The following is a 23,372-nucleotide window of genomic DNA, read 5'->3' on the forward strand; positions in this document are numbered from 1 at the left end:
CACAGTTGTCCCCTCGCTCGTGCGTCAAGGAGTGCCTGCCGGCCGGAGCGTCTTCCGGGGCGCGCCCGGCCCTCGGGGCCGGGTCGCGTACGGGGACCGGGCGTCACGGGGCCGGGGCCGGCCGGTGTCGGCCGCGGTCGTCTCAGCATGACTCCGGCCCGCGCGTCCCGCGACTCGGGGCGCCTGTACGGTTACGTGCCGTGAGGTGAAGCGGAACGCTTCCGTGGGTGGCCGCCGGAGGAGTGAGGGGCGCATGTACGACGTACTGGTGGTGGGCTCGGCCAACGCCGACCTGATGGTCCGGGTGGAGCGGCGGCCCGGCGCGGGCGAGACCGTGCCGGGCACGGACCTGGTGGAGTCGGCGGGCGGCAAGGGCGCCAACCAGGCCGCGGCGGCTGCCCGGCTCGGCGCCCGCACGGCCCTGCTGGCCCGCGTCGGCGACGACGCGTTCGGGCGACTGCTGCTGGACGCCCAGCGCGAGGCGGGCACCGACGTGCGGCACGTGCTGGTCGAGCGGGGGGCCCGCACCGGCACCGCGCTGATCGTGGTGGACCCGGACGGGGACAACTCGATCGTCGTCTCCCCCGGCGCCAACGCCCACCTCACCCCGGCGGACGTGCGCTCCTCGCGGGAGGTGATCGCCGCCTCGGCGGTCCTCTCGCTCCAGTTGGAGATCCCGCCGGCGACCGTAGCGGCGGCGGTCGACGTGGCCGCGGAGAGCGGCACCCGGGTCGTGCTCAACCCCTCGCCGGTGCCGGACGCGCTCGACGCCCGGCTCCTGGCGGCGGCCGACCCGCTCGTCGTCAACGAGCACGAGGCCCGGCGGCTGTCGGGCGTCGTGGACGGCACCCCGGCCGACTGGGCCCGTGCCCTGCGGGAGCGCGGCGCGCGGTCGGTCGTGGTCACGCTCGGCGGGGCCGGCGCCCTGGCGCTGGACGCGGACGCCACGGAGCCGGTGGTGGTGCCGGGCGTCGAGGTCGAGGTCGTCGACACCACGGGCGCCGGCGACGCCTTCACGGGCGCGCTGGCCACGCGCCTGGCGGGCGGCGCCGCCCTCGACGAGGCGGCTCGCTTCGCGGTGCGGGTGGCCGCGGCGTCGGTGACCCGCGAGGGCGCGCAGGCCTCGTACCCGACCGCGCGGGAGCTGGGTGTGTGAGCGGCCCGCGGGCCATGCAGGGGTTACGGGAGGGAGCCCGTAACCCCTGCGCTATCGCACCGCCTGCCGTGGCACGAGGTCCAGTGCCTCGCCCCGCAGCGGTCCGCGTTCGAAGGGCTCCATGTCCGCCCGTCCCTCGTCCAGGGCCGCGGCGGCCCGGAAGTGCCGCCGGGCCAGGGTGAGGCGACGGATCGTCACCAGGTGGCGGGCCAGCGTGAGATGGGCCCGCGCGGTCAGCGCCGGGTCGGCCAGCGCCTCGGCCGCCCGCAGGGCGGACCGCAGCGCGGCGCCCGCCTCGTCGAAGAGCCCGTCATCCGCCAGGCGTTGCCCGACGTCCAGCAGCGCCTCGCACACCACGCGCCGCCGCGCCTCCAGCCGGGCCGCGGCGCCTTCGGTCAGCCGCCCGCCCACGCCCTGCAGCGCGGGGCCGCTCCACAGGTCCAGCGCACCGCCGTAGAGGGTGCCCGCCCGGATCAGCTCGCCGCGCCCGGCGGCGCGGTCGGCGTCGGTGACCAGGTCGTCGAACCGGCGGACATCGAAGCCGGCCCGTTCCGTGCGCAGCCGGTAGCCCGGGGGCGCGGCGGCGATGACCGTGCTGCTGTGCCCCGCGGCGCGGAACGCCCGGCGCAGGGCCCTGACACACAGCGCGATCCGGGTGCGTGCCGAGAACGGCGGGTGGTCGCCCCACACCGCGTCGATGAGGGTGTCCGTGGGGACGACCCGGCCGCGGGCGAGGACGAGGAGCGAGAGGACGACGCGCTGTCTGCGGCCGTCGACGACCACCGGCTCCTCGCCGACCCGCGCCGACACCGGCCCCAGGAGGGTGAAGGAGACGGCTCCGGGCCGGACGTCCGCGAGGGTCATCGCGATCCCCCGGTGCGACGCTCGAGTTCACCGGCGAAGCGCAGCCAGGCCTCGGCGCTGTGCCGGGCGGCCTGGGCGACGGCCGCCCGCCGGTGGGCGGGCACCGCGTCGAGCAGCCCACGCCATCGCTCGCCGCCCATGGCGTGGGCGGAGAGCAGGTGCAGCAGGGCCCGGCCGCCCTCGGTGAAGCGGAGCGAGGGGTCCGTGCGCAGGGTCCGCAGCAGCGGCTCGGTGCTCACCGACGCCGTCGCGACGGGCCGCGCGGTGGCGGCCTGCGGGGCGGTGCTCGCGGGCGCGGCGGCCCGTACGGCGGGCTCGCCGGCCCGGCCGCGGTTCTCGGCGTCGCGCAGCTTCTTCGGCACCGGGTCGCGGCCCTGGCGGATGCGCAGGCGCACGTCGCGGGCGGTGCCGACGGCTATGCCGGCGATGCCCGCGATCTCCCGGAGGCTGGCCTGCGGCCTGGCCTCGATGAGGGCGCCGGCGCGGCGGCGGCCCTCGGCGGCGTTGAGCGGCCGGACCCGGCCGTCGCGCCCGGTGCGGGCGGGCAGTTGGGTGCCGGAGCCGGCCGAGCGTCTGCGGACCGCGGCGACGGTACTGGCGGCCAGTCCGGTCGCCGAGGCGATCAGGCGGTCCGACCAGTGCGGATGGCTGCGGATGATGCGCTCGGCGGCCGCCGAGCGGTCCGCCTGGGTCAGCGGCAGGCCGCGCAGGATGTTGGCCCGGACCGCGTAGACGAAGGCGTCGTCGGGACTGCCGTCGAAGAACCGGACTGCGATCCGCTCATCCCCCCGTAGACGAGCGGCTCGCAGCCGGTGCATACCATCGACGACCCGCAGAGTGGCGCGGTGCACGACGATGGGCGGCAGTGGCACGTCCAGCGCGGCGAGCGTCTGGACGTGCCTGAGGTCCTCGCCCTCCACCCGCGGGGAGTCCGCGGGTAACAGTGCGTCAGGAGAAAGTACGGCGATCTGCTGCTGTTCCGGTTCCGGAACCGTCACTGCGCCCCCTCCGGCTGAACCTCGGTCGTTGGCGGACCTCGCACTCGGGGGAGGCGGGCGTCTGGTGACCCTCCTCCTCCAACTGATGTGGGCTGCTCTCGCGAGCCGTCCAACACCAGTCGATCCGCCGACAGACAGGACGCTAAGCATCGGGGCCCGTCGCTGTCAACCACGTTGCGTTCGCGGGCACATGAACCATGTGTGGGGCGCTTAAGCTAGATTGACCGCAGGAGGGAGGTGCGATCATGAACGAGCCCGATGCCTCGGCCGAGTCCACACTGGCCGACAAGCTGAACCACCTTTTCAGCACGGTGGTACCGGCCGGCCGGGAGCCCTACAGCACGGAGGAAGTGGCACGCGCGATCACCGCGGGGGGAGTGTCGATTTCCGGAAGCTATATCTGGCTGCTGCGCAAGGGGCAGCGGAACAATCCGACGCTGCGGCACGTGGAGGCGCTGGCGAAGTTCTTCGGCGTGCCTCCGGCCTATTTCTTCGACGATCAGGTCACCGAGGCCGTCAATGCCGACCTGCGTCTACTGGTGGCTCTGCGGGACACCCAGGTGCAGCGCGTCGCACTCCGCGCGGCCGGGTTGTCCCCCGAGAGCCTGCACTCGATCAACGAAGTGATCGAGCGGGTCCGGGAGTTGGAAGGACTTCCGACGAGCCGGACCGGTCCGTCCGAAAGAAACCCCTAGCTACTACGGGGGCACCCGTGAATTTCAAGAGGTTGCACCAGCGCAGTCTGGAGCTGGTTCGCGGCCTGGACATCCCGTCGCCGTTCGACGTCTGGGAACTCTCCCGAAAAGTGGCCGAACGGCATGGCCGACCCATTCATCTCGAGCCCGTCCGACTACCCGTCGACGGGCCGTGCGGCTTGTGGATATCCGCACCGGATGTCGATTACATCTTCTACGAGCACGATACCAGCCCACTCCATCAGGAACACATCATCGCCCATGAGTTGGGGCATGTGATCTGCGGCCACAAGGAAAACGCGGTACTGGGCGAGGAAACGTCCCGGCTGCTGCTGCCCAATCTCGATCCGGGAATGGTCCAGGGCGTGCTCCAGCGCACTTATTACACCTCGGCCGAGGAACAGGAAGCCGAGATGGTCGCCTCACTCATCCTCCAGGAGGCCAACCGGCAGCCACTCGAACGCAACTGGTCCGTGCCCCGTGAGGCCGCGGAGAGTGTGGAACGACTGGACAGGTCCCTGCGCGGCTCCACTTCGGACGAGATGTGATCACTTTCCTTCATACCCTCGGGGTCGTCGCCGCCTGGTCCGGCCTCTTCTACAAGCTGCGCGCGCTGCGGCAGAATCCCAGGGATCCCGCCCTGGCCGCCCTGTGCGCCGTCTTCGCCCTCTCGGGCCTGAGCTTCTTCGTCTCCCTGCCCCCGGTGTGGGTGCGGGTGGACGAGCTGACGGGCGTGCCGAACATCGCGGCCGTTCTCGCGCAGAGCTGTGTGCTCTCCCTGGTCGTCGGGCAGCAGGTGGTCCTGACGTACTGGGCGCGCCCGCCCGAGCGGGCGCGCCGGATCGTCCGGTGGCAACTGGCCTTCTGCGCGGCGTCCCTGGTGGCGCTGGTCACGCTCTTCTGCCTGCTCACCCCGACCGTGCAGCGGGTGAAGGGCTTCACCCTCTATTACGTCCACGACCCCTACTACGTCGCCTATCTCTCCCTGTACGTGGGCGTCTATCTCATCGGCGAGGCGAATGTCTTCCGCGTCTGCTGGGGCTATTCCCGAGTGGCCGGGCGGACCTGGCTGCGGCGCGGGCTGCGGGTCATCGCCGTCGGCGCCTTCGCGACCCTCGGCTACGGGCTCATCCGGGCCGGGAACGTCCTGGGCACCGTCTTCGATTTCGACCTGCGCGCCTGGGAGAACGTCGCCTGGCTGTGCGGGGATCTCGGTTCCGCGCTCACCCTGGTGGGCTGGACGCTGCCGGGCTGGGGCCCCCGGGTCGCCGCCGCCGGCCATTGGCTGACGGCGTACCGGCGGCACCGCCGCCTGTATCCCCTGTGGGCCGCTCTGCACGAGGCGGTTCCCACGATCGCGCTGGCCCCGGCACGCGGCGCCTTCGCCGACCGGCTGGAATTCCGGCAACTGGAATTCCGTCTCTACCGCAGGGTCATCGAAATCCGCGACGGGCAACTGGCGTTGCGCGACCGGCACGATCCGGTGGCGGCGGAGAAGGCCCGCGAGGAGGCGGTGGCCGCCGGGCTGCCGGAAAGCGAGGTACGGGCCCGCGTCGAGGCGGTGCGGATCAGGACCGCGCTGGCGAACAAGGCCCGGGGCCGCGCCGGGGCGGCGAGCGCGGGCACCTCGGCCGATCGCGCCGCGGCACGGAGGGATCTCGCCGAGGAAACGGTGTGGCTCGTGCACGTCGCCACCGCGTTCGCCGCCCTGCCCGGGAATGCCGCCGAACCAGCGGATTCCGGCGGTGCTCGCACCGGCGGCGTTCAAGTGGAGCCGGTGCCACAGCAGTCGGCCGATGCCAATTGATAGCGTCCTGCGGTAAGCGTGACACGATCCGGAAGGGCCACCGTGCCAGTACCACGTGAAGTGAAACACGAACTCGCCACCACCTCCGCCGGCAAGTTCATCGATGTCTATCTGCCCGTCACGGACGCGACATCACTGCCGACGGTACTGCTCTGGCACGGCATCGGCCCCGACGAGCGGGACGTCCTCGAACCGCTCGCGCGGACGGTGGCCGGGGCGGGCGTGCTGGTCTTCGTCCCCGACTGGCGCTCGGACGCGGCGGACGGGGGCAGGGCACACCTGCTGGCCTCGCTGGAGTACGCCCGCACGCACGCGGCGGCGCTGGGCGGCGACGGGGAGCGGATGGTGCTGGCCGGCTGGTCGGCGGGCGCCTCGGCGGCGATGGGCGTCGCGCTGCGCCCCCAGGTGGCGGACGGCTGGCGGCCGGCGGCGGTCGTGGGCATCGCCTCGCGCTACGACCGCCCGGCCCGCACGACGGGCGTTCCCCCGCTCAACGACCTGGCGGGCGGGGGCCCGGCCAGCCCGCTGCCGGTGCCGGTCACCCTGGTGCACGGCACGGCGGACGAGCTGATGGACACCACGTTCTCACGTGAGTTGCTGGGCGCCCTGACCACGCACCGCTGGCCGGCCCGGCTGGAGGAGGTGCGGGCGAATCACGCGGGCGCGATCGGGGCGGTGTACGACCCGGAGCTGGACCGCTGCCGGCCGAGCGAGGACGAGCACGTCCGCGCGGCCGCGCACCTGACGGCCCATGCGATCGCCCAGGCCGCCGGGGCTCCGGCGGCCTGACGGCGGAACGGTGACGTGTGGCGGGCGTCAGCCCGCCACACGGTCCCCGCGAGAGAGGCCGGAGCCCTCGGGCACGGCGGCGGGGTCGCTGCCGAGGTCGGCCACGGCGTTGTGCTCGTCGACGAAGACCACCCGGGGCTCGAAGGCGCGGGCCTCGGCGTCGTCCATCTGTCCGTAGGCGATGATGATGACCAGGTCGCCGGGGCTGATCAGACGGGCGGCGGCGCCGTTGATGCCGATCACTCCGGTGCCCCTGGGGCCCTCGATGACATAGGTCGACAGCCGGGAGCCGTTGTTGATGTCGACGATGTCGACCTTCTCGCCGGGCAGCAGATCGGCGGCTTCCATCAGGTCGGCGTCGACGGTCAGCGAACCCACGTAGTGCAGGTCCGCCTGGGTGACGGTGGCGCGATGGATCTTGGACTTCATCATGGTGCGATACATGGTGCGGTCATTTTATGTGCCCGACGGGGGGCGTTCCCAGGGCGTCGCGGGTGAGGTCCGGCACTCGCCGCTCATTCCTCCCGGGCCCTGACGCGGGCGATGAGCAGGGCGACGTCGTCCTGGTCGTTGTCCTCGCGCAGCTCGCCGAGCAGCAGGTCGCAGGTGGCCTCCAGGCCCAGGCGCGGCCCGTCGAGCAGGCCGGTGAGCACCCGCAGGCGGCTGTCGATGTCCTCGCCGCGGGTCTCCACCAGGCCGTCGGTGTACAGCACGAGCTGGTCACCGGGTGCCAGGGGCACCGCGACGCTCTCGAAGGGGACGCCGCCGACGCCGAGCGGGGCTCCGGTGGGCAGGTCGACCAGCGCCGGGCGCTGTCCGGGGCGCATCAGGACGGGCGGGAGGTGCCCGGCGTTGGCGACGCAGCAGCGGTCCAGGCGGGGGTCGTAGACGGCGTAGAGGCAGGTGGCGATCGTCTGGTCCAGACCACTGGCGGTGCGGTCGAGGTGGCGCAGCACCTGGGCGGGGTCGAGGCCGAGCCCGGAGAGCGTCCGGGCGGCGGTGCGCAGCTGGCCCATGGCCGCGGCGGCGTTGATGCCGCTGCCCATGACGTCCCCGACGACCAGGGCGCTGCTGTCCTCGCCCTGGGGGATGACGTCGAACCAGTCACCGCCGACCTGGACCGCCGCGCCGGCGGGCTGGTATCGGTAGGCGACCTCGAGGCCCACCAGGTTCTGCGGCCGCTGGGGCAGCAGGTCGCGCTGGAGGGTGAGGGCGGTGGCGCGCTCGCGCTGGTACCAGCGGGCGTTGTCGATGCAGACGGCGGCGCGGGCGGCGAGCTCCCCGGCGAGGACCACGTCGTCCTCGCCGAAGGGCTCGGGGTTGCGGGTGCGTTTGAGGTCGAGCGCGCCGAGCACCTCGCCGCGGGCGATCAGCGGGACCGCCAGGTAGGAGTGCAGCCCGGCGCGGCCCAGCAGCTCGGCCGCGGCGGCGTCCCGGGCGATGCGCGGCAGGTCCCCGGGCGTGACGTGGGGCAGCCGCACGGGCCGTGCGGTTCTCACGCAGCGGGCGACGAGCCGGTCGGCGTCGTACTTGGCGATCTCCCCCGGCGGGTCGGCGGCCCGGACGGCGTCGGTGACGCCGGTGGCGTCGGCCGGGGCGACGGCCAGCGCCCGGAACACCGCGGCCCGGTCGTCGGGCGGGGCGGAGCTGCCGTGCAGGACGGCGTCGAGGACGTCGACGGCGGCCACGTCGGCCAGGTCGGGCACGACGACCTGGGCCAGCTCGTGGGCGGTCTGGTCGAGGTCGAGGGTGGTGCCGATGAGGACGGAGGCGTCGGCGATCAGGGCGAGCCTGCGGCGGGCCTCGGTGGCCGTGCGGTGCCGGTCGGTGACGTCGACGTCCGAGGTGGCCAGGCCCAGGGGGCGGCCGGCGGGGTCCTCCAGCCGGTAGAAGGAGACCAGGCGGGCCCGCTCGCCGGCGGCGGGGTCGGCGGTGGGGCCGACGGTGAACTGGTCCACCAACGGGGTGCCGGTCTTCAGGACCTGCCGCATGGCCCGTTCCATCGCGTCCGCGTCGGCGTCGTCCATGAAGGGCAGGGCGTCGCGGACGTGGCGGCCGGTGTGGGCGCGGGCGGGCAGTCCGTGGATGCGCTCGAGCGCGGGGTTGACCATGACGTAGCGCAGCTCGGTGTCCAGAACGGCGAGGCCGATCGGGGACTGGGCCACCAGGCGCAGCGAGAGGGCGAGGTCGCGTTCGACGTCGCGCAGGATCTCCTGGTCGGAGGCTATGCCGAGGCCGTAGATCCGGCCGTCCTTGTCCTCCAGCCGCATGTTGCGGAATTCCAGCAGCCGGATGGTGCCGTCCCGGTGCCGGGTGGGGAAGACGCCGGCCCAGGTACCGCCGCCGCCCATGACCTTGGCGAAGAGCCGCAGGACCTCGTCGCGGTTCCGCTCGTCCACCAGGAGCTGGGCGGCGTACCGGCCGAGCGCCTCGGCCGCGCTCCAGCCGAAGAGGGCCTCGGCCTGCGGGCTCCAGAGCACGATCCGCCCGTCCTGGTCGAGCACCACGGCCGCCACGCTGAGGACGTCGAGCAGGCCGCCGGCCTCGTAGGGGGCCGCCCTGGCGCGGCCCGGGTCGGGCCGGAATGCGTCGGTGGTGCCCATGCGAGGTCCTCCCGCTCGGGGTGGTGCGGCGGCCTCGTGCCGGAACGTGCCCGGTCCGGTCCCGTGAAGTCTCCTTCCCGCCCGTCGTGCCGCAGCGTCTTCCATGTTCCCTCGGAACCGGCACACCTCGCAGCCCGCGGGCGGCCGGCCGGCGGCATCGGTGGTGTGTGCCGCCGTGCCGCGCGCCCCCGTGGTGCGGGTCAGTCGCGGGGCGGGGCGGCGGGCAGCGCCAGGGCGAACCAGACGGTCGTGCCGGTGTGGGAGGCGTGGTGGCCCCACTGCGCGGCGATCTGCTCGACGAGCCACATGCCGCGGCCGTTCTCGCTGTCCGGGCCGACCCGGGCGCACCGGGGCAGCCGGCCGCCGCCGTCGGTGACCTGGGCGACGAGGTGGCCCTGGGTCCGGCTGAGGACGAGCTCCACGTCGCCGGAGCCGGCGGGCACGTGCACGATGGCGTTGGTGACGATCTCGGAGAGCAGGAGCACGGCGTCGCCCGTGAGCTCCTCCAGGCCCCATTCGGCCAGCAGGCCGCCGGCGAAGCGGCGGGCGGCCGCGACGGACCGGGGCGAGGAGGGCAGCGAGACGGCCCGTGAGGGGGGTGGGCCGGCCGGCAGCGAGCGGGTCGTCCAGGGCGCGGGCGCGCCGTGCAGGCAGGACGAGGCTCCCTGGCCCCAGGGGCCGAGGAGTCGGAGGGGGCGGGTGGCCGCGTCCGCGATGGCATCGGGAGCGCTGGTGATGGCGTCGGCCGTATGCGTGGGACCCAGGAGGTCGCGACTGAATGCAGGCATGTGGCTCTGGTGCGATCGAGGAGGCGCGAAGGGCTCCGGCCGATCTCTCGTCCGGTGCGCCGGCGCGGTCCCGTTCCACGAGCACGTGGACCGCGGTTTCTTCGCGATGGAATTCCCCCAACATTCGCCCGTTTTTCGCCACAGGTCTATACCCGATGGGTCACCGGTGCTGCGCGTAGTGCGATAACAGCAGGTGGCGAGGGGTGTCCGGGGCATAAAGTCGGTGTGAGGAGCGACACGATCCGGCCATCGGCGTCCTGCCGCGGCGCGTTGGGCGGGGGCGGCCCGCCGGCCGCCCCCGCCCCCGTTGCGGACCCGGTTACGGCTTGGGGCATTCCTTCCACGCGAGGTGGTAGACGGTGTTGATGCTGCCGTCGGTGGAGTCCATGGTCATGAAGCTGTTGGTCTTGGTGGGGTCGGAGGTGCCGGCGTTGACGCGCAGCTCGGTGTTGATGTTGAAGTTGCGGAGTTCGCCGCAGGGGTGCCAGACCAGTGCGGCGATGGGGACGCTGTCGGTGGCCTGCCAGTTGTCCGCGTAGCTGCCTCTGAAGGTGTGGCTGCTCGGGGTCGTCACGGGTGAGCCCTGGAAGTAGTACGAGGCCTTCTGGGTGCCGGACGCCCCGGGCTCGAGCTTGGCGTAGCCGCGGTAGTCGGCGGCGGCGATCGCGTAGGTGAAGCCCTGCGGCACGTGGACGTTCAGGTTCAGCTGGCAGTTCTTGCGGAAGTCGGTGGGCTTGGAGCCGACGCCGACCTGGGCGAGGTAGTCGCTGTAGGTGACGGTGAAGGCCGTGTTGTCGGGCGAGACCGCGACGGCGGCGGTCCCGGCCGGACAACCCGAGCCGTTGACGGTGGCGACCTCGATGACGATCTTGTCCGGCGGCGGGTTGGTGATGACCGACGAGGCGTTGTGCGTGGAGAGCGGCGCGGCGAGCAACGTCGCTATGGCACCTGCGGTGAAGAGACCGGCGGGCATGACGCTCCAATCTGTTGGCTGCGGGCCCTCGAGGACCCGAGGGGAGGACAGACATCCCGTGCCCGTTGGCGACGGCTGTTTCCCCCGAGCGGAAGGGGCGGGCATCGGAACGCTGAAGCGCCGGGCGAGCCGGGAGACGTCCGCGGGTGACGGAGCCCGACATGGTCATCGACGGTCATGCCCATGCCAACCTGCGAAGCTTCCCCCGCAGCCCGGTGGGACTGGGAGCGTTCGCATGGTAGGGGCCCGAACAGGTGTTGGCCAGAGCCTCAGCGCCGACCGGTCGGCGGCGGCTTCGGGGGCCGGGGCCCGTCCACGACGGAATCCTCGCTTCCAAGGGCCCGCCACCCGATGCACGCCGTGGGGGCCGCGCCCGGCGAACGGACGCGGCCCCCTGCTCACCGCCGGGCGGTGAGGTGTGGCGTCAGGCGGACTCGCCGGCGCGGACGGCCTCGCCCAGCGCGCGGATCAGCCCCACCAGGGCGTCGCGCAGCTCCTGGTCCACCGGCAGACCGTCCTCGCCGAGGACGGAGTTGGCCTTGGGCACGCACAGCTCGTCGCCGACCAGTTCGGCGTCGGAGGCCTTGAGCACCTTGCGCAGCTCGGCCTGCGCGTACTTGGCGCCGAAACCGCTGGGGCTGGCGCCGATGACGGCGACGGGCTTGCCGGTGAGGGCGGACTGGCGGTAGGGGCGGGAGGCCCAGTCGAGGGCGTTCTTGAGCTGGCCCGGGAGGGAGGAGTTGTACTCGGGGGTGGCGAAGAGCAGCGCGTCCGCCGCCCCCATGGCCGCGCGCATCTCCTGGACGCCGGCGCCCGGTTCGGCCTCGTCGTCCTCGCTGAAGGGCTGGACGGCCGACAGGCCGTCCCACAGCTCGAGCTTCACCTCGGTGTCCGCCAGCGTGCCGGCGGCGCGCAGGATCTGGGCGTTGACGGAGTCGGCACGCAGGCTTCCGGATATGGCAAGGACGCGGATGGCGTTCACGGTGATCGGTTCTCCTGTTGTGACAAGGGCGAGGTGCGAGCCAACTGTGCTGGCCCGCGCCGGATGTGACGGCGTATCCGCCGAGTCGGCGAACTTAACACGCGGGTTTCAGGCCCGGCCCAACAGGGCCTCGATCACGGAGTCCACATAGGCGGTCCGGTCACCGCCCGGCGGCAGCACCTCCGGCACCGCGTGGCCCAGCTGGGTGTGGCCGAGGTAGGCGGTGTAGCCGAGCAGGCCGCGGCGGCGGGCCTCGTCGGGCGGGAAGCCGAGTTCGGTGAAGAGCCGGGCGAGGTAGTCGAGGCGGCGTTCGGTGACGCGCCGCAGCACCGCGGCGACCTGGGGGTGCGCGGAGGTGGCCAGCAGCGAGAGTTCCAGCGGATCGCGGTCGGACGCCGCGATCGCCTCGGCGAAGAGCCTGCGCAGCCGCGTCAGCGGGTCGGGCTCGGACTCCAGCGAGGCGATGATGTCCTCGGTGCAGACCTCCACCCACCGCTCGAGCGCGGCCTCGATCAGCGCGTCGCGGTTGGCGAAGTGCCAGTAGAAGCTGCCCTTGGTGGTCCCCAGCCGCACGGCGAGCGGTTCGACGGCGACGGCGGCGAGCCCGCCCTCCCCTATGGCCGTCAGGGCCGCGTCCGCCCAGTCGCGCGCGCTCAGCCGCTGCCGCCCGCCGGTGTCCCGGGGGTTCCGCTCTCGCCGTTGCACCATGAACGTACGGTACCGTACGGTTGACCGTACGCCAGCGTATGGTAACGCCGCCACGAAACAGGTGCCGTATGACGACCGATCACACCGCCGCATCGCTCTTCGAGGCCGCCCTGCGGCTCGCCCGGAGCAATCCCTACGGCTTCCTCACCACGCACGACGGCGACCGCCCGCACACCCGGCTCGTCGAGCACGTGGCCGTCGACGACGACGGGACGGTCTGGATCGGCACCAGCCCGCGCTCGCGCAAGGCGGCCGGCATCGCGCGCCGGCCCGAGGTGACCTACGCCGTCGAGGACCGCGCCGCCTACGCCTATGTCGTCCTCGAGGGCGAGGCGACCGTCGAGGACGACCCCGAACTGCGGCTCGCGCACTGGAAGGACAGCTTCGAGGCGTTCTTCCCCGGCGGGCCGGCCGGGGACGACTACGTCCTGCTGCGGCTGCGGCCCCGCCGCATCGAGCTGATGGACTTCACCCGCCAGGTGCACCCGGCCCCCTTCGGCCTGGTGCCGGCGGTCGTCGAGCGGGACGGGACCGGCTGGACGCCGGTCCACGCCGACCGCCGGCCCTGACAGCGGGTCAGCGGGCCTTCGCCGCCGCGAGGTCCCGGAAGGCGCAGTACATCTCCGCCGGCTCCGGGAAGTACGACCAGGGCACCGCGCCCACATGGCCGTCGACCATGCGGAACTGCTCGAGCGCTTCGGCGTACCGCTCCTGGCGCACCAGGAAGTACGCCGTCAGGTGCCGCACCTCGGCGAGCCGCGGATGCGTGGGCGGCACCATCGGGATGTCCGCGAGGACCGCGTCGACGTAGGACATGAGCTCCGGCCCGCGGTAGTCCTTCTCCGACGCCTCCCTGTCGCGATGCTCCCACCAGGACACCAGGCGCAGCGCGGGCAGCAGCGTGCCGTGCGGGGCGGCGGCGACGGCCCGCTCCACGAACTCCCGGGCCAGTTCCTGCGAACCGCGCCACTTGGCGCACCAGTACTGCAGGGCGCTGAAGTGCGCCTCGTAGTGGTACGGGGCGCGGGCGGTGATCTCGGCCCACAGCTCGTGCATCTTCTCGTGCGGGTAGCCCAGGCCGAGGCCGGTCCAGATCTCCGTGATGTACGGGGAGGGGTCCTCGGGGTTGAGGGCCTTGGCCCGCTCGATGTCCTCCAGGGAGCGCCGCAGCACCCGGCGGAAGCCCTCGAACTGCTCGCTGGTGGTGTCCTTCGCCCAGGCGCTGCCGCGCAGCTCCCAGGCGAGGAAGACGGTGGACTTGGCGCGGACGGCCGCGGCGTCCGGGTCGTCCGGGCGCGCCGCCTCCCAGGCCGTCAGCCAGCCGTCCTCCTTCGCCGCCTCGTCCGCGACCTCGATGATCATCGCCGAGCGGCGCTCCCAGTCCTTGCCCACGGCCGCGAGGGCCCGCGCGACGGGCTCCCACTGGCCGGCCCGCACCGAGGCGGTCAGCGCGTCCAGTTCGGGGTCGCGCATGGACCGTTCGGTGTTCTGGCCGCTCGTGGGCAGGAAGCCCAGCTTGCGGGCGCTCGCCCCCGTGCCCGCGTAGGTGCCGGATCCGCGCGCCCTGCGCCGGGACCTGATCCAGAGGTAGACGCCGACGGCGATGACAAGAAGGGGCAGCAGTCGTGCCACGAAAGGGTGCTCGCTTCGCTAGATGGTCTGGGTGGTGACGTGGGGGGAGGGCCACGGCAGGAGGTGCCGCAGCGGACGGGTGTCGGGCGTGTCCTCGGTCGCCGCCTCGACGGCCTCGCCCAGCCGGTCCTCCAGACCCTCCGGCAGGCTCAGCCGGGTGCCCTGCGACCAGGACATCTCCCAGCGGGCGAGCCCGGCGTCGACGAGCTCGAGGACCACGAGCCGTGACAGTGTGTACCGCAGGTACGGGCGTACGAACTCCCGCGCGGCCCGCCCCCGGGCCCTGGCCGCCTCCTCGGACTTGGGGAGCCGGTCCGCCACGCGCCACAGCCCCCCGCCGTCCGCGACGTCCAGGAGCGCGCGCAGGCCGGCGTCGCTGCCGACGGTCTCGCGCAGGGCCTGCCGCAGGGGTTCGGCGTCGGCGTCGCAGTCGGCCCGCAGGCCGAGGTGGAGCAGTTCCGGCCAGTCCACGCGGCGCATGGCCAGCGCCTCCGGCGTGAGCGTGGCGCCCTCGAGCTCGCCGAGCACGCGCTCGGTGTCGTGCAGCAGGGCCGTCGCGGGCCGTACGGGCTCGTGCCGGCCGCGTCCGTCGTCGGGCAGCGCCTCGATCAGGCGGAGGCGTTCGGCGGTCGGCGGGTGGGCGTCGTAGGGAGAGGTCTCCTCCTCGGGCACCTCGTCGCGCAGCTCGGCCAGTTCCTCCTGCCGGCCCGGCTCGGCCAGCAGCCGCGACAGTCCGCCGTAGAACTGCCCGTACGGCGGCAGCAGCCCGGCAGGGGTGCCCACAAGGGCGTAGTTGCGCAGGTAGAAGCCGTGGGCGGCGTCCAGCGCCGCTGTCGCGCGCAGGGCGGAGGCGGCGGCGTCCCGGCCGGCGATCCGCACGGCCACCCGGTCGGCGGCGAGTTCCTGCTGCCGGGCGACGCTCTGGGTGGACCGCAGGAAGAACCTGGAGTAGGCGAGGAACAGCCGGGCCATCTGGCGGTGGCCGAAGCCGGCGCCGGTGGTGTCCACGGCCTTGGGCTGCCGTCCCTTGGCCAGGGCCTTGTCGGCGCGCTTCTGCTGCTTGGCCCGCTCCTTCTCCACCTTCGCGTCGGCCCGTTCGGTGAAGGAGCGCACGGTCCGGTCGACGGCGTGACGGCCGCGCAGGGTGACGGCGGCAAGCCGGGTGTCGGCGTTGCCGTAGTGGCCGAACTCGTGGCCGAGGACAGCGAGGAGCTGCGCCTCGGTGAGGCCGGCCAGCAGCGGGGCGCCGATGTAGAGACGACGCCGTCCCGGCAGCAGACCGAGCATCCGGGCGTTCTCCGAGACGCCCGCGTTCACGCTGCCGGTGAGCAGGATCTCGTCGGGAGCCCGGGTGCCGGCCGCCGCGGCCACCCGCCGCACGGCCGCCCACAGCTCCGGCTGCGCCGCCTCGGTGACGGGCAGTCCGCCCTCGCCGTCGTCCTGGGGTGCGCGCAAGAACGTCATGCCCCGGACGACCGGGATCGCGAGCAGTGCCACGACGACGTCGAGCTTCAGCGCGACGGGGAAGGGCGCCCAGTGGTGCGCGGCGAGCGCGAGGCCGGCGAAGACGCCGAGCAGGGCGAGGCACAGGAGGTAGAAGCCGGCGAGCAGCAGCAGAGCGCGCAGCGCGCGCAGGGAAACGCCCATGGGGCAGGGACCTCGCACGGGTCGGAGGTGGGTCAAATCGGCGGTGAGCCGGGCAATCATGCCGGACGAGCATTCGAACGGGCAAACCGATTACCGGGTCGGCGCACCGAGCCGACATGGGGACGGAATGAGCCCAACCCCGAGGAGGTGATTGACGCGCCCCTGTCAATATCCGGCGTCCCGTGGCACGCTGCTTGACGCACCTTCGAATCCGCACCACTCATCTGCCTGGACCGCCCACCGCGCGGTCCGGCCCCCCACCCGGCCCCGCGCGGTCCGCGCGCCGGGGCCTCGGCAGAAGGAGTACGCGTGAGACGACCCCGCCGTACGACCGCCGGAATCCTGCTGGCCGCCGGCGCCCTGGTGGCCGCGGGCACCCAGGCCGCCCCGACCGTCGCCGCCGCGGCCCCCGCCCCCCGGACCGTGCACACCGCCGCCGACTCCGCGGAGGAACAGCGGAAGGTCAGCGAGTTCTGGACCCCCGAGCGCATGCGCGCGGCCGTTCCGCTCGACCTCATCTCCGTGGATCCCGGCGCGGTGTCCGTCCCGAAGGCCGGCGGCGAGCGGACGACCGTGGCGCCCACCACCGCGACCGCGCGCGCCGCGTCCTTCCCGCAGGCGGGCGGTCCGTGGACGGGCGGCGGCGCGGTGGTGAAGACCTCGGGCCGGGTGTTCTTCTCCTTCCAGGGCCGCACCGCCTCCTGCTCGGCCGACGCGGTCACCAGCAAGAACGCCAGCACCGTGATCACCGCCGGGCACTGCGTCAAGTACCAGGGCAACTGGCACACCAACTGGACGTTCGCGCCCGGCTATCACGACGGACAGACGCCCTACGGGACGTGGTCGGCGGCCAAGACGATGTCGACCCCGCAGTGGGTGGCGAGCGAGGACATCAACTACGACGTCGGCGCCGCGGTGGTCGGCCGGCTCGACGGCAAGAGCCTGGCCGAGGTCGTCGGGGCACAGGGCCTGGAGTTCAACGGCGGCTACAACAAGGCCATGTACGCCTTCGGCTTCCCCGCCGCCTCGCCCTACGACGGCAGCAAGCTCATCCACTGCAGCGGGAACTCCTCCAAGGACTTCCTGCTCACCAAGGACCACGGCCTGGGCTGCAACATGACGGGCGGCTCGAGCGGCGGCCCCTGGTTCACCTCCTTCGACGAGGCCACCGGCACCGGCCTGCAGGTGTCGGTCAACAGCTTCGGCTACACCTTCCTGCCGAACAGGATGTTCGGCCCGTACTTCGGCGACGAGGTCAAGAACCTCTACGAGCAGGCACAGATCGCCTGACCCCACACCACCTGACCCCAATCGCCTGACGACCGTCACAGAAGCAGCGCACCCCAGGGCGCCCCGGCGCCTTGGGGTGCGTGCTTTCCCGGCTGACTTCGCTCCCCCCACAGGGGCCGTTCTCCGCGCCATGTCCACGGGGACACCGGAATGCGCACCGAAATTGCCGCCTTCCGACCGGATGCCTTTCCCTTTTGATCGCACCACGGCCCGGGAACTCCGTATACCCCCGGAAACACCGGTGTTTGCCGTTTATCCCCCTGGGCGGCTGATTTTCTTCATTACCCACCGCCTCGATGGCAGAGGGGTCGGCGAAGACGCTAAGTTCCCTTGACCGAGGGAGCCCTGGGCAGGCGATGGCGGACACGACCCTAGCAGTGGCGGATGCACGTGCACCGCGCAATTGCCCGGGTTGTCACGCCGCGGCCCCAATGGATTTCTCGCGGTTGTCGTCCTTCCCGTCCGACGCCGTCCGTTCGGCGGACCGCGAAGCACCACGCGGGTGGAGAGAGAAATGTCAGAGCGACGCACGAAGGATGAAGCAGTGAGCGTTCCGCACACCGTTCCACACCTTGTTCCGCACACCGTTCCGAACGCCGTTCCCAACGCCGTTCCGCACATCGGTGTCTGCCCCATGTGCGCGGGCGAAGTGCGGCAGACCGGCGGACCGGGCCGTAAGAAGGTGTACTGCGGCCCCCCGTGCCGGCGCCGCGCCCAGCGCATCCGCGACGGGCAGGCCCTGCCGCCCAGGGCCCACAGCTCGCGCCCGCTGGGGCTGCGGATCGCCGAGGACCTGCAGCTGAACGCGGCGCAGCTGCTCGAGGCCGAGCACGCGGGCCGCGACTTAGCGGTCCTGCTGCGTCTGGCCGGGGAGTTGCTGAAGCAGGTGGAGTACTACCAGGCGGCGGCCGTGCAGGACGCGCGCAACGCGGGGGCGAACTGGAAGCGTGTGGGCGACGCCGCGAGCGTCAGCGAGACCACCGCCCGGCAGCGGTGGAACGAGCGGGAGGTGCGGCGCCGGCTGCAGCGCCGCGACGCCGAACGGGCGACAGCGGCGGCCGGCCGCGCCGACCTGCCCTGCCCCCGCGTCCCGGACGCCACGGCCTGCGCCGGCCCTCCGGGGCTGCCGCCCGACGAGGCCTCCGTCGACCACGCGGCACGCAAACTCGCCGCCGCGCTCGCCCACTTGCACGCGCTCAGCGGCCTCACCATCCGCGACGTGGCGCTGGCCAACGGTCTGTCGCCCTCGTACGTCTCCCGGATCCTGGCGGGCGAGCGCATGCCCGCCTGGCCGGTCGTGCACACGCTCGCCGAGGCCTTCGGCGGCGACCCGGCGGACCTGCGCGTGCTGTGGGAGGCGGCGCACGGCCTCGGGCCCGCGCCCCGGGACTCGATCAGCGCCGCCGCCGACCGGCTGCGCGCGGCGCTGCGCGGCCTGTACCTGGCGGCCGGCCGCCCCGGCCACGCCCACATCCGCAACGCCTCCTCCGGCCGCCTGACCCATCACGTCATCCAGGACCTGCTGGAGGGCGAGGGGGTGCCCGACTGGGCGTCCACGAGCCTGCTCGTCACCGCTCTGGACGGGCGGCCCGCGGACATCCGCCCGCTGTGGGAGGCCTTCCACTACGGCTTCCTCGCCACCGTCGACACCCCCGCCGGGGCCGCCGACTCGCCGCCCGCCGCCACGGGCGGGTGACGCGGGCGGCTCCTCGCCGACGTCCTCCCGGCACCGTGCCATCGTGGTCTCGCACCGCTCCATTTCTCTCCCTAGGATGTGAACTTCCGTCCGCCCGGGGGAAATTCGTTGCCGAGACGCGGTGAAGGGGTCAGATGGAGCACAGGAGGGCACGGCCGCCCGTGAGGATCGACGCGACGGTGCCGAGTGTCGCCCGGATGTACGACTACTACCTGGGCGGCAAGGACAATTACCCCGCCGACCGGGAGGCCTGCGAGCGGTTACTCGGGCGGGCGCCCGGCACCGCGCTCATCGCCCGGAACAACCGGCGGTTCCTGCGCCGGGTGGTGCGCCGGCTGTCCGCCGAGTACGGGATCCGCCAGTTCCTCGACCACGGTTCCGGGCTGCCGGCGCGGGAGAACGTCCATGAGGTGGCTCAGCGGGTCCACGAGGACGCCCGCGTGGTCTACATCGACCACGACCCCGTCGTCCTGGCGCACGGCCGCGCGCTGCTCGAGGAGGACGAGCGCACGGCCGTCGTCCGGGCCGACCTGCGCGACACCGCCGGCATCCTGGGGCACCCCCGGGTGACCGGCCTCATCGACTTCGCGGAGCCGGTGGCCGCGCTGTTCGTCTCCGTCCTGCACTGCGTCCCCGACGAGGACGCCCCCGAGCTGCTGGTGCGCGACCTCGCCCGGCGGCTGGCCCCCGGCAGCTGCCTGGTGGTCTGCCAGCTGGTCAGCGACGACGCGGAGACCCGCCGGTCCGTCACCGACTTCATGCTGGAGGTCACCGGGGGCGCCTGGGGGCGGGTGCGGGAGCGCCGGGAGGTGGCGGCGTGCTTCGAGGGCCTGGAGGTCCTCGAGCCCGGCCTCGTCGAGGTCTCCGCCTGGCGGCCCGGCCCGGAGGTGGCCCCCGGGCGGCCGGGCGGGGATCTGCTGGAGTTCGGCGGCGTCGGCCGCGTCGGCTGACGCCGCCGGGGCGGTCCGCCGGCGTCAGCGGTACCGGTCGAGGGCTTCCCTGAGCAGGTGGCGGCTCTCGGTCGGCGTCAGCGCCAGGGCGCTCAGTTCGTCGAGGGCGGCGAGGTACCTGGCGACGTCGTCGCGCTTGTCCAAATACAGCGCGCTGTTCATGAGTTCGATGTACACGATGTCCGGCAGGATGGGCGCGGCGAACCGGAGGTAGGTGAGCGAGGGCCCCACGGACACCGAGTGCCCGAGGTCGTAGGGGGCGACCTGCAGCGTCACGCCGGGGCGGCGGGTGACGGCGAGCAGATACTCGATCTGTTCGCGCATCACCTCCTCGCCGCCCATGCAGCGGTGCAGCACCGACTCGTCGATCACCGCCCAGAGGACCGGGGAGCCGGGCTCGGCCAGCATGCCCTGCCGGGTGGACCGCAGGTCGACGCGGCGCTCGATCTCCTCCGGCGAGGCCAGCCGGTGGCCGCTGTGCACGACGGCCCTGGCGTAGGCGGGGGTCTGCAGCAGGCCGGGGACGAACTGCACCTCGTAGGCGCGGATGACGTGGGCGTCGCGCTCCAGGCCCACCAGGGTCTCCAGCCAGTCGGGGAGCACGTCGCCGTACTGCTGCCACCAGCCGGGTTCGGCCGAGCGCCGGACCAGCCGGCGGTACTCGGAGCGGGCGGCCTCGCCCACTCCGTACAGCTGGAGCAGGTCGTCGACGTCGCGTTCCTTGAGGGGGCTGCTGGCCGTCTCCATGCGACTGATCTTCGATGTGCTGCCGCGGATGCGGTCGGCCGCGGCGGCGGGCGTGATGCCCGCTTCCTCGCGGAGCGCGCGCAGTTGATGCCCCAGCATTATGCCGAGCGCGGTGGCTCCCACATACGGGTCGCGCAGATGGCGCATCACAGCGGACGAGGACGTCGGGGAAGAGGAATACGACGGTGCGGACATGCCGACTCCTAGGGGGTCATACCGGTGGCGCGCACAGTATGACCCCCCGGAGCCCCGCCGCATGCCCTAACGGCGGTTCATTTCAGCCGACTTCGGCACGACGTCGGTGCGTCGTCAGCGCGCGAGAAAGTCGAACTCGCCGTCCTTCACCCCGGCGATGAAGGCGATCGTCTCGTCGCGCGTATATACCAGAGCGGGCCCCTGCGGGTGGCGGGAATTCCGAACCGCCACCCCTCCGTCAGGCAGTGCCGCCAGCTCCACGCAGTTTCCGCTCGGGGTGCTGTGACGGCTCTTGACCCAGACCACGCCAGTAATCGAACTGGCCTGCACACCATTGTCGACCTGCTGCATTCCCGGCCTTCCCTCCGATGCGATCGAACAACCGCCCCGCCCCCTTCATGGACCGCCGACCCGTCGCACGTACACACGTTCTTGACGCGCCGAGGGTGATGCAATTCCCTCTGCAATTGCATCGACGGGATCAGTGAGGATACTGACTAGCCGGGCCCATCCCGGCGCCCTCGACGAAACGTCCCTCGGGGGGATGAACTATGGCTGCAGTCAGGCGACTTAGCCGCGGCGTGACCTCTTGCGGATGTCCGCGCGCGACGACGGCGCGGGGCCGTACCGCCACACTCGATGCGATTCTGCATGCGAGCCGGCACGACTGGGGGGTCGCTCTCGGGCTGTCCACGACGCATTTCGCCGCCATACGGTTCGACGCCGGCCCGTGCAGCCCCGCCCGCACCCGCGGCTTCCTGCGCCGGACGCTCGCCGGCTGGGACCTGGCGGACTACGCCGACGACGCGACGACGGTCACCGCGGAGCTGGTCGCCAACGCCATCCGCCACGCGCTGCGCCGGCCCGGCAGGCCGGCGCCCGGCAGGGAGCCGGCGACGGCCTGGCTGGCCCTGCTGTGCAAGGAGCACGCCCTGGTGTGTGCCGTGGCCGACCCCAGCCCCGCCCTTCCCGCGGCCCGGGAGGCCGACGGGCTGGCGGAGACCGGCCGCGGCCTGCAGATCGTGGCCGCGCTCAGCGAGGCCTGGGGCTGCTCACCGCCGCACGCGACCGGCAAGACGGTCTGGGCCCGGATCACGACGGGCTGACCCCTCGCCGGTCAGGTGCGCACGGCCCGCAGGACGACGAACTTCGGGTCGCTCGCGACGACCTCGCAGTTGCCGAACAGGCGGCGCAGCCTGACGTGGTAGCCCAGGTGGCGGTTGCCGATGACCCACAGCTCGCCGCCGGGGCGCAGGGCCCTGCGCGAGTCGGCGAACATGCGCCGGGCCGTCGTGTCGGTCGTCGCCTGGTGGGAGTGGAAGGGCGGGTTGTTCAGCACCAGGTCCACGCTGCCGGGGGCGACGGCCGACAGCCCGTCGCCCACCAGGAACTCGGCCGGGGCGTCCGTCCCGGCGTTCGCCCGGAACGTGGCCTCGGCGGAGGCGACCGCCTGGTGCGACTCGTCGACGAAGACCAGCTCGGCGGCGGGGTTGGCCAGGGCGGCGGCCGTGCCGACCACGCCGTTGCCGCAGCCGAGGTCGACGATCCGCTCGGGGCCCGTGTGCCGGGGAAGGTGCTGCAGGAAGAAGCGGGTGCCGATGTCGAGGCGGTCGGCGCAGAAGATGCCGGCGTGGTTGGTGACGGTCAGCCCGGCGCCGGCCCCGGCGTCGGCGGGCAGCTCGTAGCTGCGCGGCCACGGGCTGGCCTCGCGCGCGATCGCCGGGTCGGGCGCGCAGAAGATGAGCCGGGCCTTCTTGCGCGCCAGCGAGGTCCTGGTCGGGCCGAGGACGCGTTCGAAGAGCTGGAGCGTGGAGGTGTGGATCTCGGTGACCCGGCCGGTGCCGACGACGACGGTGCCCTCGTGCACGGCCGGTGCCAGGCGGTGCAGCTGGTCCTCGAGGAGCGCGAGGCTCTTGGGCACGCGGATCAGCAGCACGTCGATCCGCTCCGGCGGCGTGTCCCGGGTCGACAGCAGCCGCACGGCGTCCGCGTCGGCCCCGTTGCGCGCCAGGTTGGCCCGGGTCGCCTGCTGGGTGAGGAAGGAGTCGGTGATCTGCGTGGGCCGCCGCGCGGCGAGCGCGGTGACGAGCGCCCCCCACCGGTCGCCCACCACGACCACGGTGCCCGAGAGGTCCACCGGTGCGCCGTCGTCCTCCCCCGCCAGGTGCCGCAGCAGGTATTCGTCGGCGGCGTCCCAGGCACGCAGGGTGTCGCGGGGGTCCTCGGGGAAGCGGGCGAGTTCGATCTCGCCCCAGGGCGTCGTCAGGCAGTTCATCGTGCCCTCAGGCTAACCGAGCCCCAGGCGCCCCTCGCGCACCGAGCGGCAGCAGGGGCGGACGGGGGACCTCTGAAGGACTCCGGAGGACTCACTGTCCCGGTGCCGACCGCATCTTCGCCGCCGCGCTGCGGATCGCCTCGCGGATGCGGAAGTACGTGCCGCAGCGGCAGACGTTCGCGATCGCGTCGATGTCGGCGTCCGTGGGGTCGCCGGTGCGCCGCAGCAGGTCGACGGCGGCCATGATCTGTCCGGGCTGGCAGTAGCCGCACTGGGCGACGTCCTGCTCCAGCCAGGCCTCCTGGACCGGGTGCAGCTTCTCGCCGTCGGCGAGGCCCTCGATGGTGGTCACCCGGCGGCCCGCGGCCTCGGCGACGGGCACGACACAGGGCCGGACGGCCGCCCCGTCCAGATGGCTGGTGCAGGCCTTGCAGACGTCTATGCCGCAGCCGTACTTCGGGCCGCGGATGCCGAGCAGGTCGCGCAGGACCCACAGCAGGGGAAGGTCGTCGGGGGCGTCGACGGTGACGGTGCGCCCGTTGACGGTGAAGGTGTGGGAGGGCACGGCAGGGCTCCA

At 73.0% G+C, this 23,372-nt stretch carries 24 protein-coding genes; 10 read left to right on the forward strand and 14 right to left on the reverse strand.

Annotated elements, in window-relative coordinates; translation table 11 throughout:
• Positions 1-253 precede the first annotated feature (253 nt).
• Positions 254-1,156, forward strand: coding sequence for a ribokinase (gene rbsK / locus ACIG36_RS07680; protein WP_399923567.1), 903 nt, complete (start codon positions 254-256; stop codon positions 1,154-1,156).
• A gap of 51 nt (positions 1,157-1,207) precedes the next feature.
• On the opposite strand, the gene ACIG36_RS07685 is transcribed toward rbsK, so the two are convergent.
• Together ACIG36_RS07685 and ACIG36_RS07690 are read right to left on the reverse strand one after the other, a co-directional pair.
• Entirely contained in the window at positions 1,208-2,020 is an 813-nt protein-coding gene (locus tag ACIG36_RS07685) for a winged helix-turn-helix domain-containing protein (protein ID WP_399923570.1), read from the reverse strand.
• Positions 2,017-3,018 (reverse strand): ParB/RepB/Spo0J family partition protein, encoded by a 1,002-nt coding sequence (locus ACIG36_RS07690; RefSeq protein WP_399923573.1) that lies wholly within the window; start codon positions 3,016-3,018, stop codon positions 2,017-2,019. Before ACIG36_RS07690 ends, ACIG36_RS07685 begins: the two co-directional genes overlap by 4 nt.
• A gap of 245 nt (positions 3,019-3,263) precedes the next feature.
• Between ACIG36_RS07690 and ACIG36_RS07695 the strand changes: the two genes are divergently transcribed.
• Genes ACIG36_RS07695 through ACIG36_RS07710 form a run of 4 tightly spaced genes read left to right on the forward strand, consistent with a single transcriptional unit; the run spans position 3,264 to position 6,309 of the window.
• Positions 3,264-3,713, forward strand: a complete 450-nt coding sequence (locus ACIG36_RS07695) for a helix-turn-helix domain-containing protein (protein WP_399923576.1) — start codon at positions 3,264-3,266, stop codon at positions 3,711-3,713.
• Between the two features lie 17 nt (positions 3,714-3,730).
• Positions 3,731-4,261, forward strand: a complete 531-nt coding sequence (locus ACIG36_RS07700; RefSeq protein ID WP_399923579.1) for an ImmA/IrrE family metallo-endopeptidase — start codon at positions 3,731-3,733, stop codon at positions 4,259-4,261.
• Positions 4,258-5,520 (forward strand): MAB_1171c family putative transporter, encoded by a 1,263-nt coding sequence (locus tag ACIG36_RS07705; protein ID WP_399923582.1) that lies wholly within the window; start codon positions 4,258-4,260, stop codon positions 5,518-5,520. The genes ACIG36_RS07700 and ACIG36_RS07705 overlap by 4 nt, the downstream gene beginning before the upstream one ends.
• 42 nt (positions 5,521-5,562) lie before the next feature.
• Positions 5,563-6,309, forward strand: coding sequence for an alpha/beta hydrolase (locus tag ACIG36_RS07710; RefSeq protein ID WP_399923585.1), 747 nt, complete (start codon positions 5,563-5,565; stop codon positions 6,307-6,309).
• 27 nt (positions 6,310-6,336) lie between these two features.
• On the opposite strand, the gene panD is transcribed toward ACIG36_RS07710, so the two are convergent.
• From panD to ACIG36_RS07740, 6 genes are all read right to left on the reverse strand, one after another.
• Positions 6,337-6,753 (reverse strand): aspartate 1-decarboxylase, encoded by a 417-nt coding sequence (gene panD, locus ACIG36_RS07715; RefSeq protein ID WP_399923589.1) that lies wholly within the window; start codon positions 6,751-6,753, stop codon positions 6,337-6,339.
• 71 nt (positions 6,754-6,824) lie between these two features.
• A complete protein-coding gene (locus tag ACIG36_RS07720; protein WP_399923591.1) occupies positions 6,825-8,912 on the reverse strand; it encodes a SpoIIE family protein phosphatase in 2,088 nt (695 codons plus the stop codon).
• A 200-nt stretch (positions 8,913-9,112) separates the two neighbouring features.
• A complete protein-coding gene (locus ACIG36_RS07725) occupies positions 9,113-9,700 on the reverse strand; it encodes an ATP-binding protein (RefSeq protein ID WP_399923594.1) in 588 nt (195 codons plus the stop codon).
• A 319-nt stretch (positions 9,701-10,019) separates the two neighbouring features.
• Positions 10,020-10,673 carry a DUF4360 domain-containing protein gene (locus ACIG36_RS07730; protein ID WP_399923597.1) on the reverse strand — a complete coding sequence of 218 codons (654 nt, stop codon included), beginning with the start codon at positions 10,671-10,673 and terminating at the stop codon, positions 10,020-10,022.
• A gap of 424 nt (positions 10,674-11,097) precedes the next feature.
• Positions 11,098-11,655 carry an NADPH-dependent FMN reductase gene (locus tag ACIG36_RS07735; RefSeq protein ID WP_399923599.1) on the reverse strand — a complete coding sequence of 186 codons (558 nt, stop codon included), beginning with the start codon at positions 11,653-11,655 and terminating at the stop codon, positions 11,098-11,100.
• A gap of 108 nt (positions 11,656-11,763) precedes the next feature.
• Positions 11,764-12,363 (reverse strand): TetR/AcrR family transcriptional regulator, encoded by a 600-nt coding sequence (locus tag ACIG36_RS07740; RefSeq protein WP_399923602.1) that lies wholly within the window; start codon positions 12,361-12,363, stop codon positions 11,764-11,766.
• A 68-nt stretch (positions 12,364-12,431) separates the two neighbouring features.
• On the opposite strand from ACIG36_RS07740, the gene ACIG36_RS07745 reads away from it, so the two are divergent.
• Positions 12,432-12,932, forward strand: coding sequence for a pyridoxamine 5'-phosphate oxidase family protein (locus ACIG36_RS07745; RefSeq protein ID WP_399923605.1), 501 nt, complete (start codon positions 12,432-12,434; stop codon positions 12,930-12,932).
• A 7-nt stretch (positions 12,933-12,939) separates the two neighbouring features.
• On the opposite strand, the gene ACIG36_RS07750 is transcribed toward ACIG36_RS07745, so the two are convergent.
• Entirely contained in the window at positions 12,940-13,995 is a 1,056-nt protein-coding gene (locus ACIG36_RS07750) for a hypothetical protein (RefSeq protein ID WP_399923608.1), read from the reverse strand.
• Positions 13,996-14,013: 18 nt separating this feature from the next.
• Entirely contained in the window at positions 14,014-15,642 is a 1,629-nt protein-coding gene (locus ACIG36_RS07755; protein ID WP_399923611.1) for a M48 family metalloprotease, read from the reverse strand.
• Between the two features lie 309 nt (positions 15,643-15,951).
• On the opposite strand from ACIG36_RS07755, the gene ACIG36_RS07760 reads away from it, so the two are divergent.
• From ACIG36_RS07760 to ACIG36_RS07770, 3 genes are all read left to right on the forward strand, one after another.
• Positions 15,952-16,932 carry a trypsin-like serine peptidase gene (locus tag ACIG36_RS07760; RefSeq protein WP_399923615.1) on the forward strand — a complete coding sequence of 327 codons (981 nt, stop codon included), beginning with the start codon at positions 15,952-15,954 and terminating at the stop codon, positions 16,930-16,932.
• A gap of 544 nt (positions 16,933-17,476) precedes the next feature.
• The gene (locus ACIG36_RS07765) at positions 17,477-18,628 is read left to right on the forward strand and encodes a helix-turn-helix domain-containing protein (RefSeq protein ID WP_399923617.1); all 1,152 of its coding nucleotides are present in this window, start codon (positions 17,477-17,479) and stop codon (positions 18,626-18,628) included.
• Between the two features lie 134 nt (positions 18,629-18,762).
• Positions 18,763-19,578, forward strand: coding sequence for an SAM-dependent methyltransferase (locus tag ACIG36_RS07770; protein WP_399923620.1), 816 nt, complete (start codon positions 18,763-18,765; stop codon positions 19,576-19,578).
• A gap of 24 nt (positions 19,579-19,602) precedes the next feature.
• On the opposite strand, the gene ACIG36_RS07775 is transcribed toward ACIG36_RS07770, so the two are convergent.
• Positions 19,603-20,520 (reverse strand): helix-turn-helix domain-containing protein, encoded by a 918-nt coding sequence (locus ACIG36_RS07775; protein WP_399923623.1) that lies wholly within the window; start codon positions 20,518-20,520, stop codon positions 19,603-19,605.
• A 114-nt stretch (positions 20,521-20,634) separates the two neighbouring features.
• Positions 20,635-20,871 carry a DUF397 domain-containing protein gene (locus ACIG36_RS07780; protein WP_399923625.1) on the reverse strand — a complete coding sequence of 79 codons (237 nt, stop codon included), beginning with the start codon at positions 20,869-20,871 and terminating at the stop codon, positions 20,635-20,637.
• 230 nt (positions 20,872-21,101) lie between these two features.
• Here ACIG36_RS07780 and ACIG36_RS07785 point away from each other — a divergent pair, with 230 nt between their 5' ends.
• Positions 21,102-21,626 (forward strand): ATP-binding protein, encoded by a 525-nt coding sequence (locus tag ACIG36_RS07785; protein ID WP_399923628.1) that lies wholly within the window; start codon positions 21,102-21,104, stop codon positions 21,624-21,626.
• Positions 21,627-21,637: 11 nt separating this feature from the next.
• On the opposite strand, the gene ACIG36_RS07790 is transcribed toward ACIG36_RS07785, so the two are convergent.
• Positions 21,638-22,795 (reverse strand): methyltransferase, encoded by a 1,158-nt coding sequence (locus ACIG36_RS07790; protein ID WP_399923630.1) that lies wholly within the window; start codon positions 22,793-22,795, stop codon positions 21,638-21,640.
• A 91-nt stretch (positions 22,796-22,886) separates the two neighbouring features.
• Positions 22,887-23,360 (reverse strand): (2Fe-2S)-binding protein, encoded by a 474-nt coding sequence (locus ACIG36_RS07795; protein ID WP_399923633.1) that lies wholly within the window; start codon positions 23,358-23,360, stop codon positions 22,887-22,889.
• Positions 23,361-23,372: the final 12 nt, after the last annotated feature.

Source organism: Streptomyces sp. NPDC053048, assembly GCF_044547045.1.
In the GTDB taxonomy this organism is placed as follows: domain Bacteria; phylum Actinomycetota; class Actinomycetes; order Streptomycetales; family Streptomycetaceae; genus Streptomyces.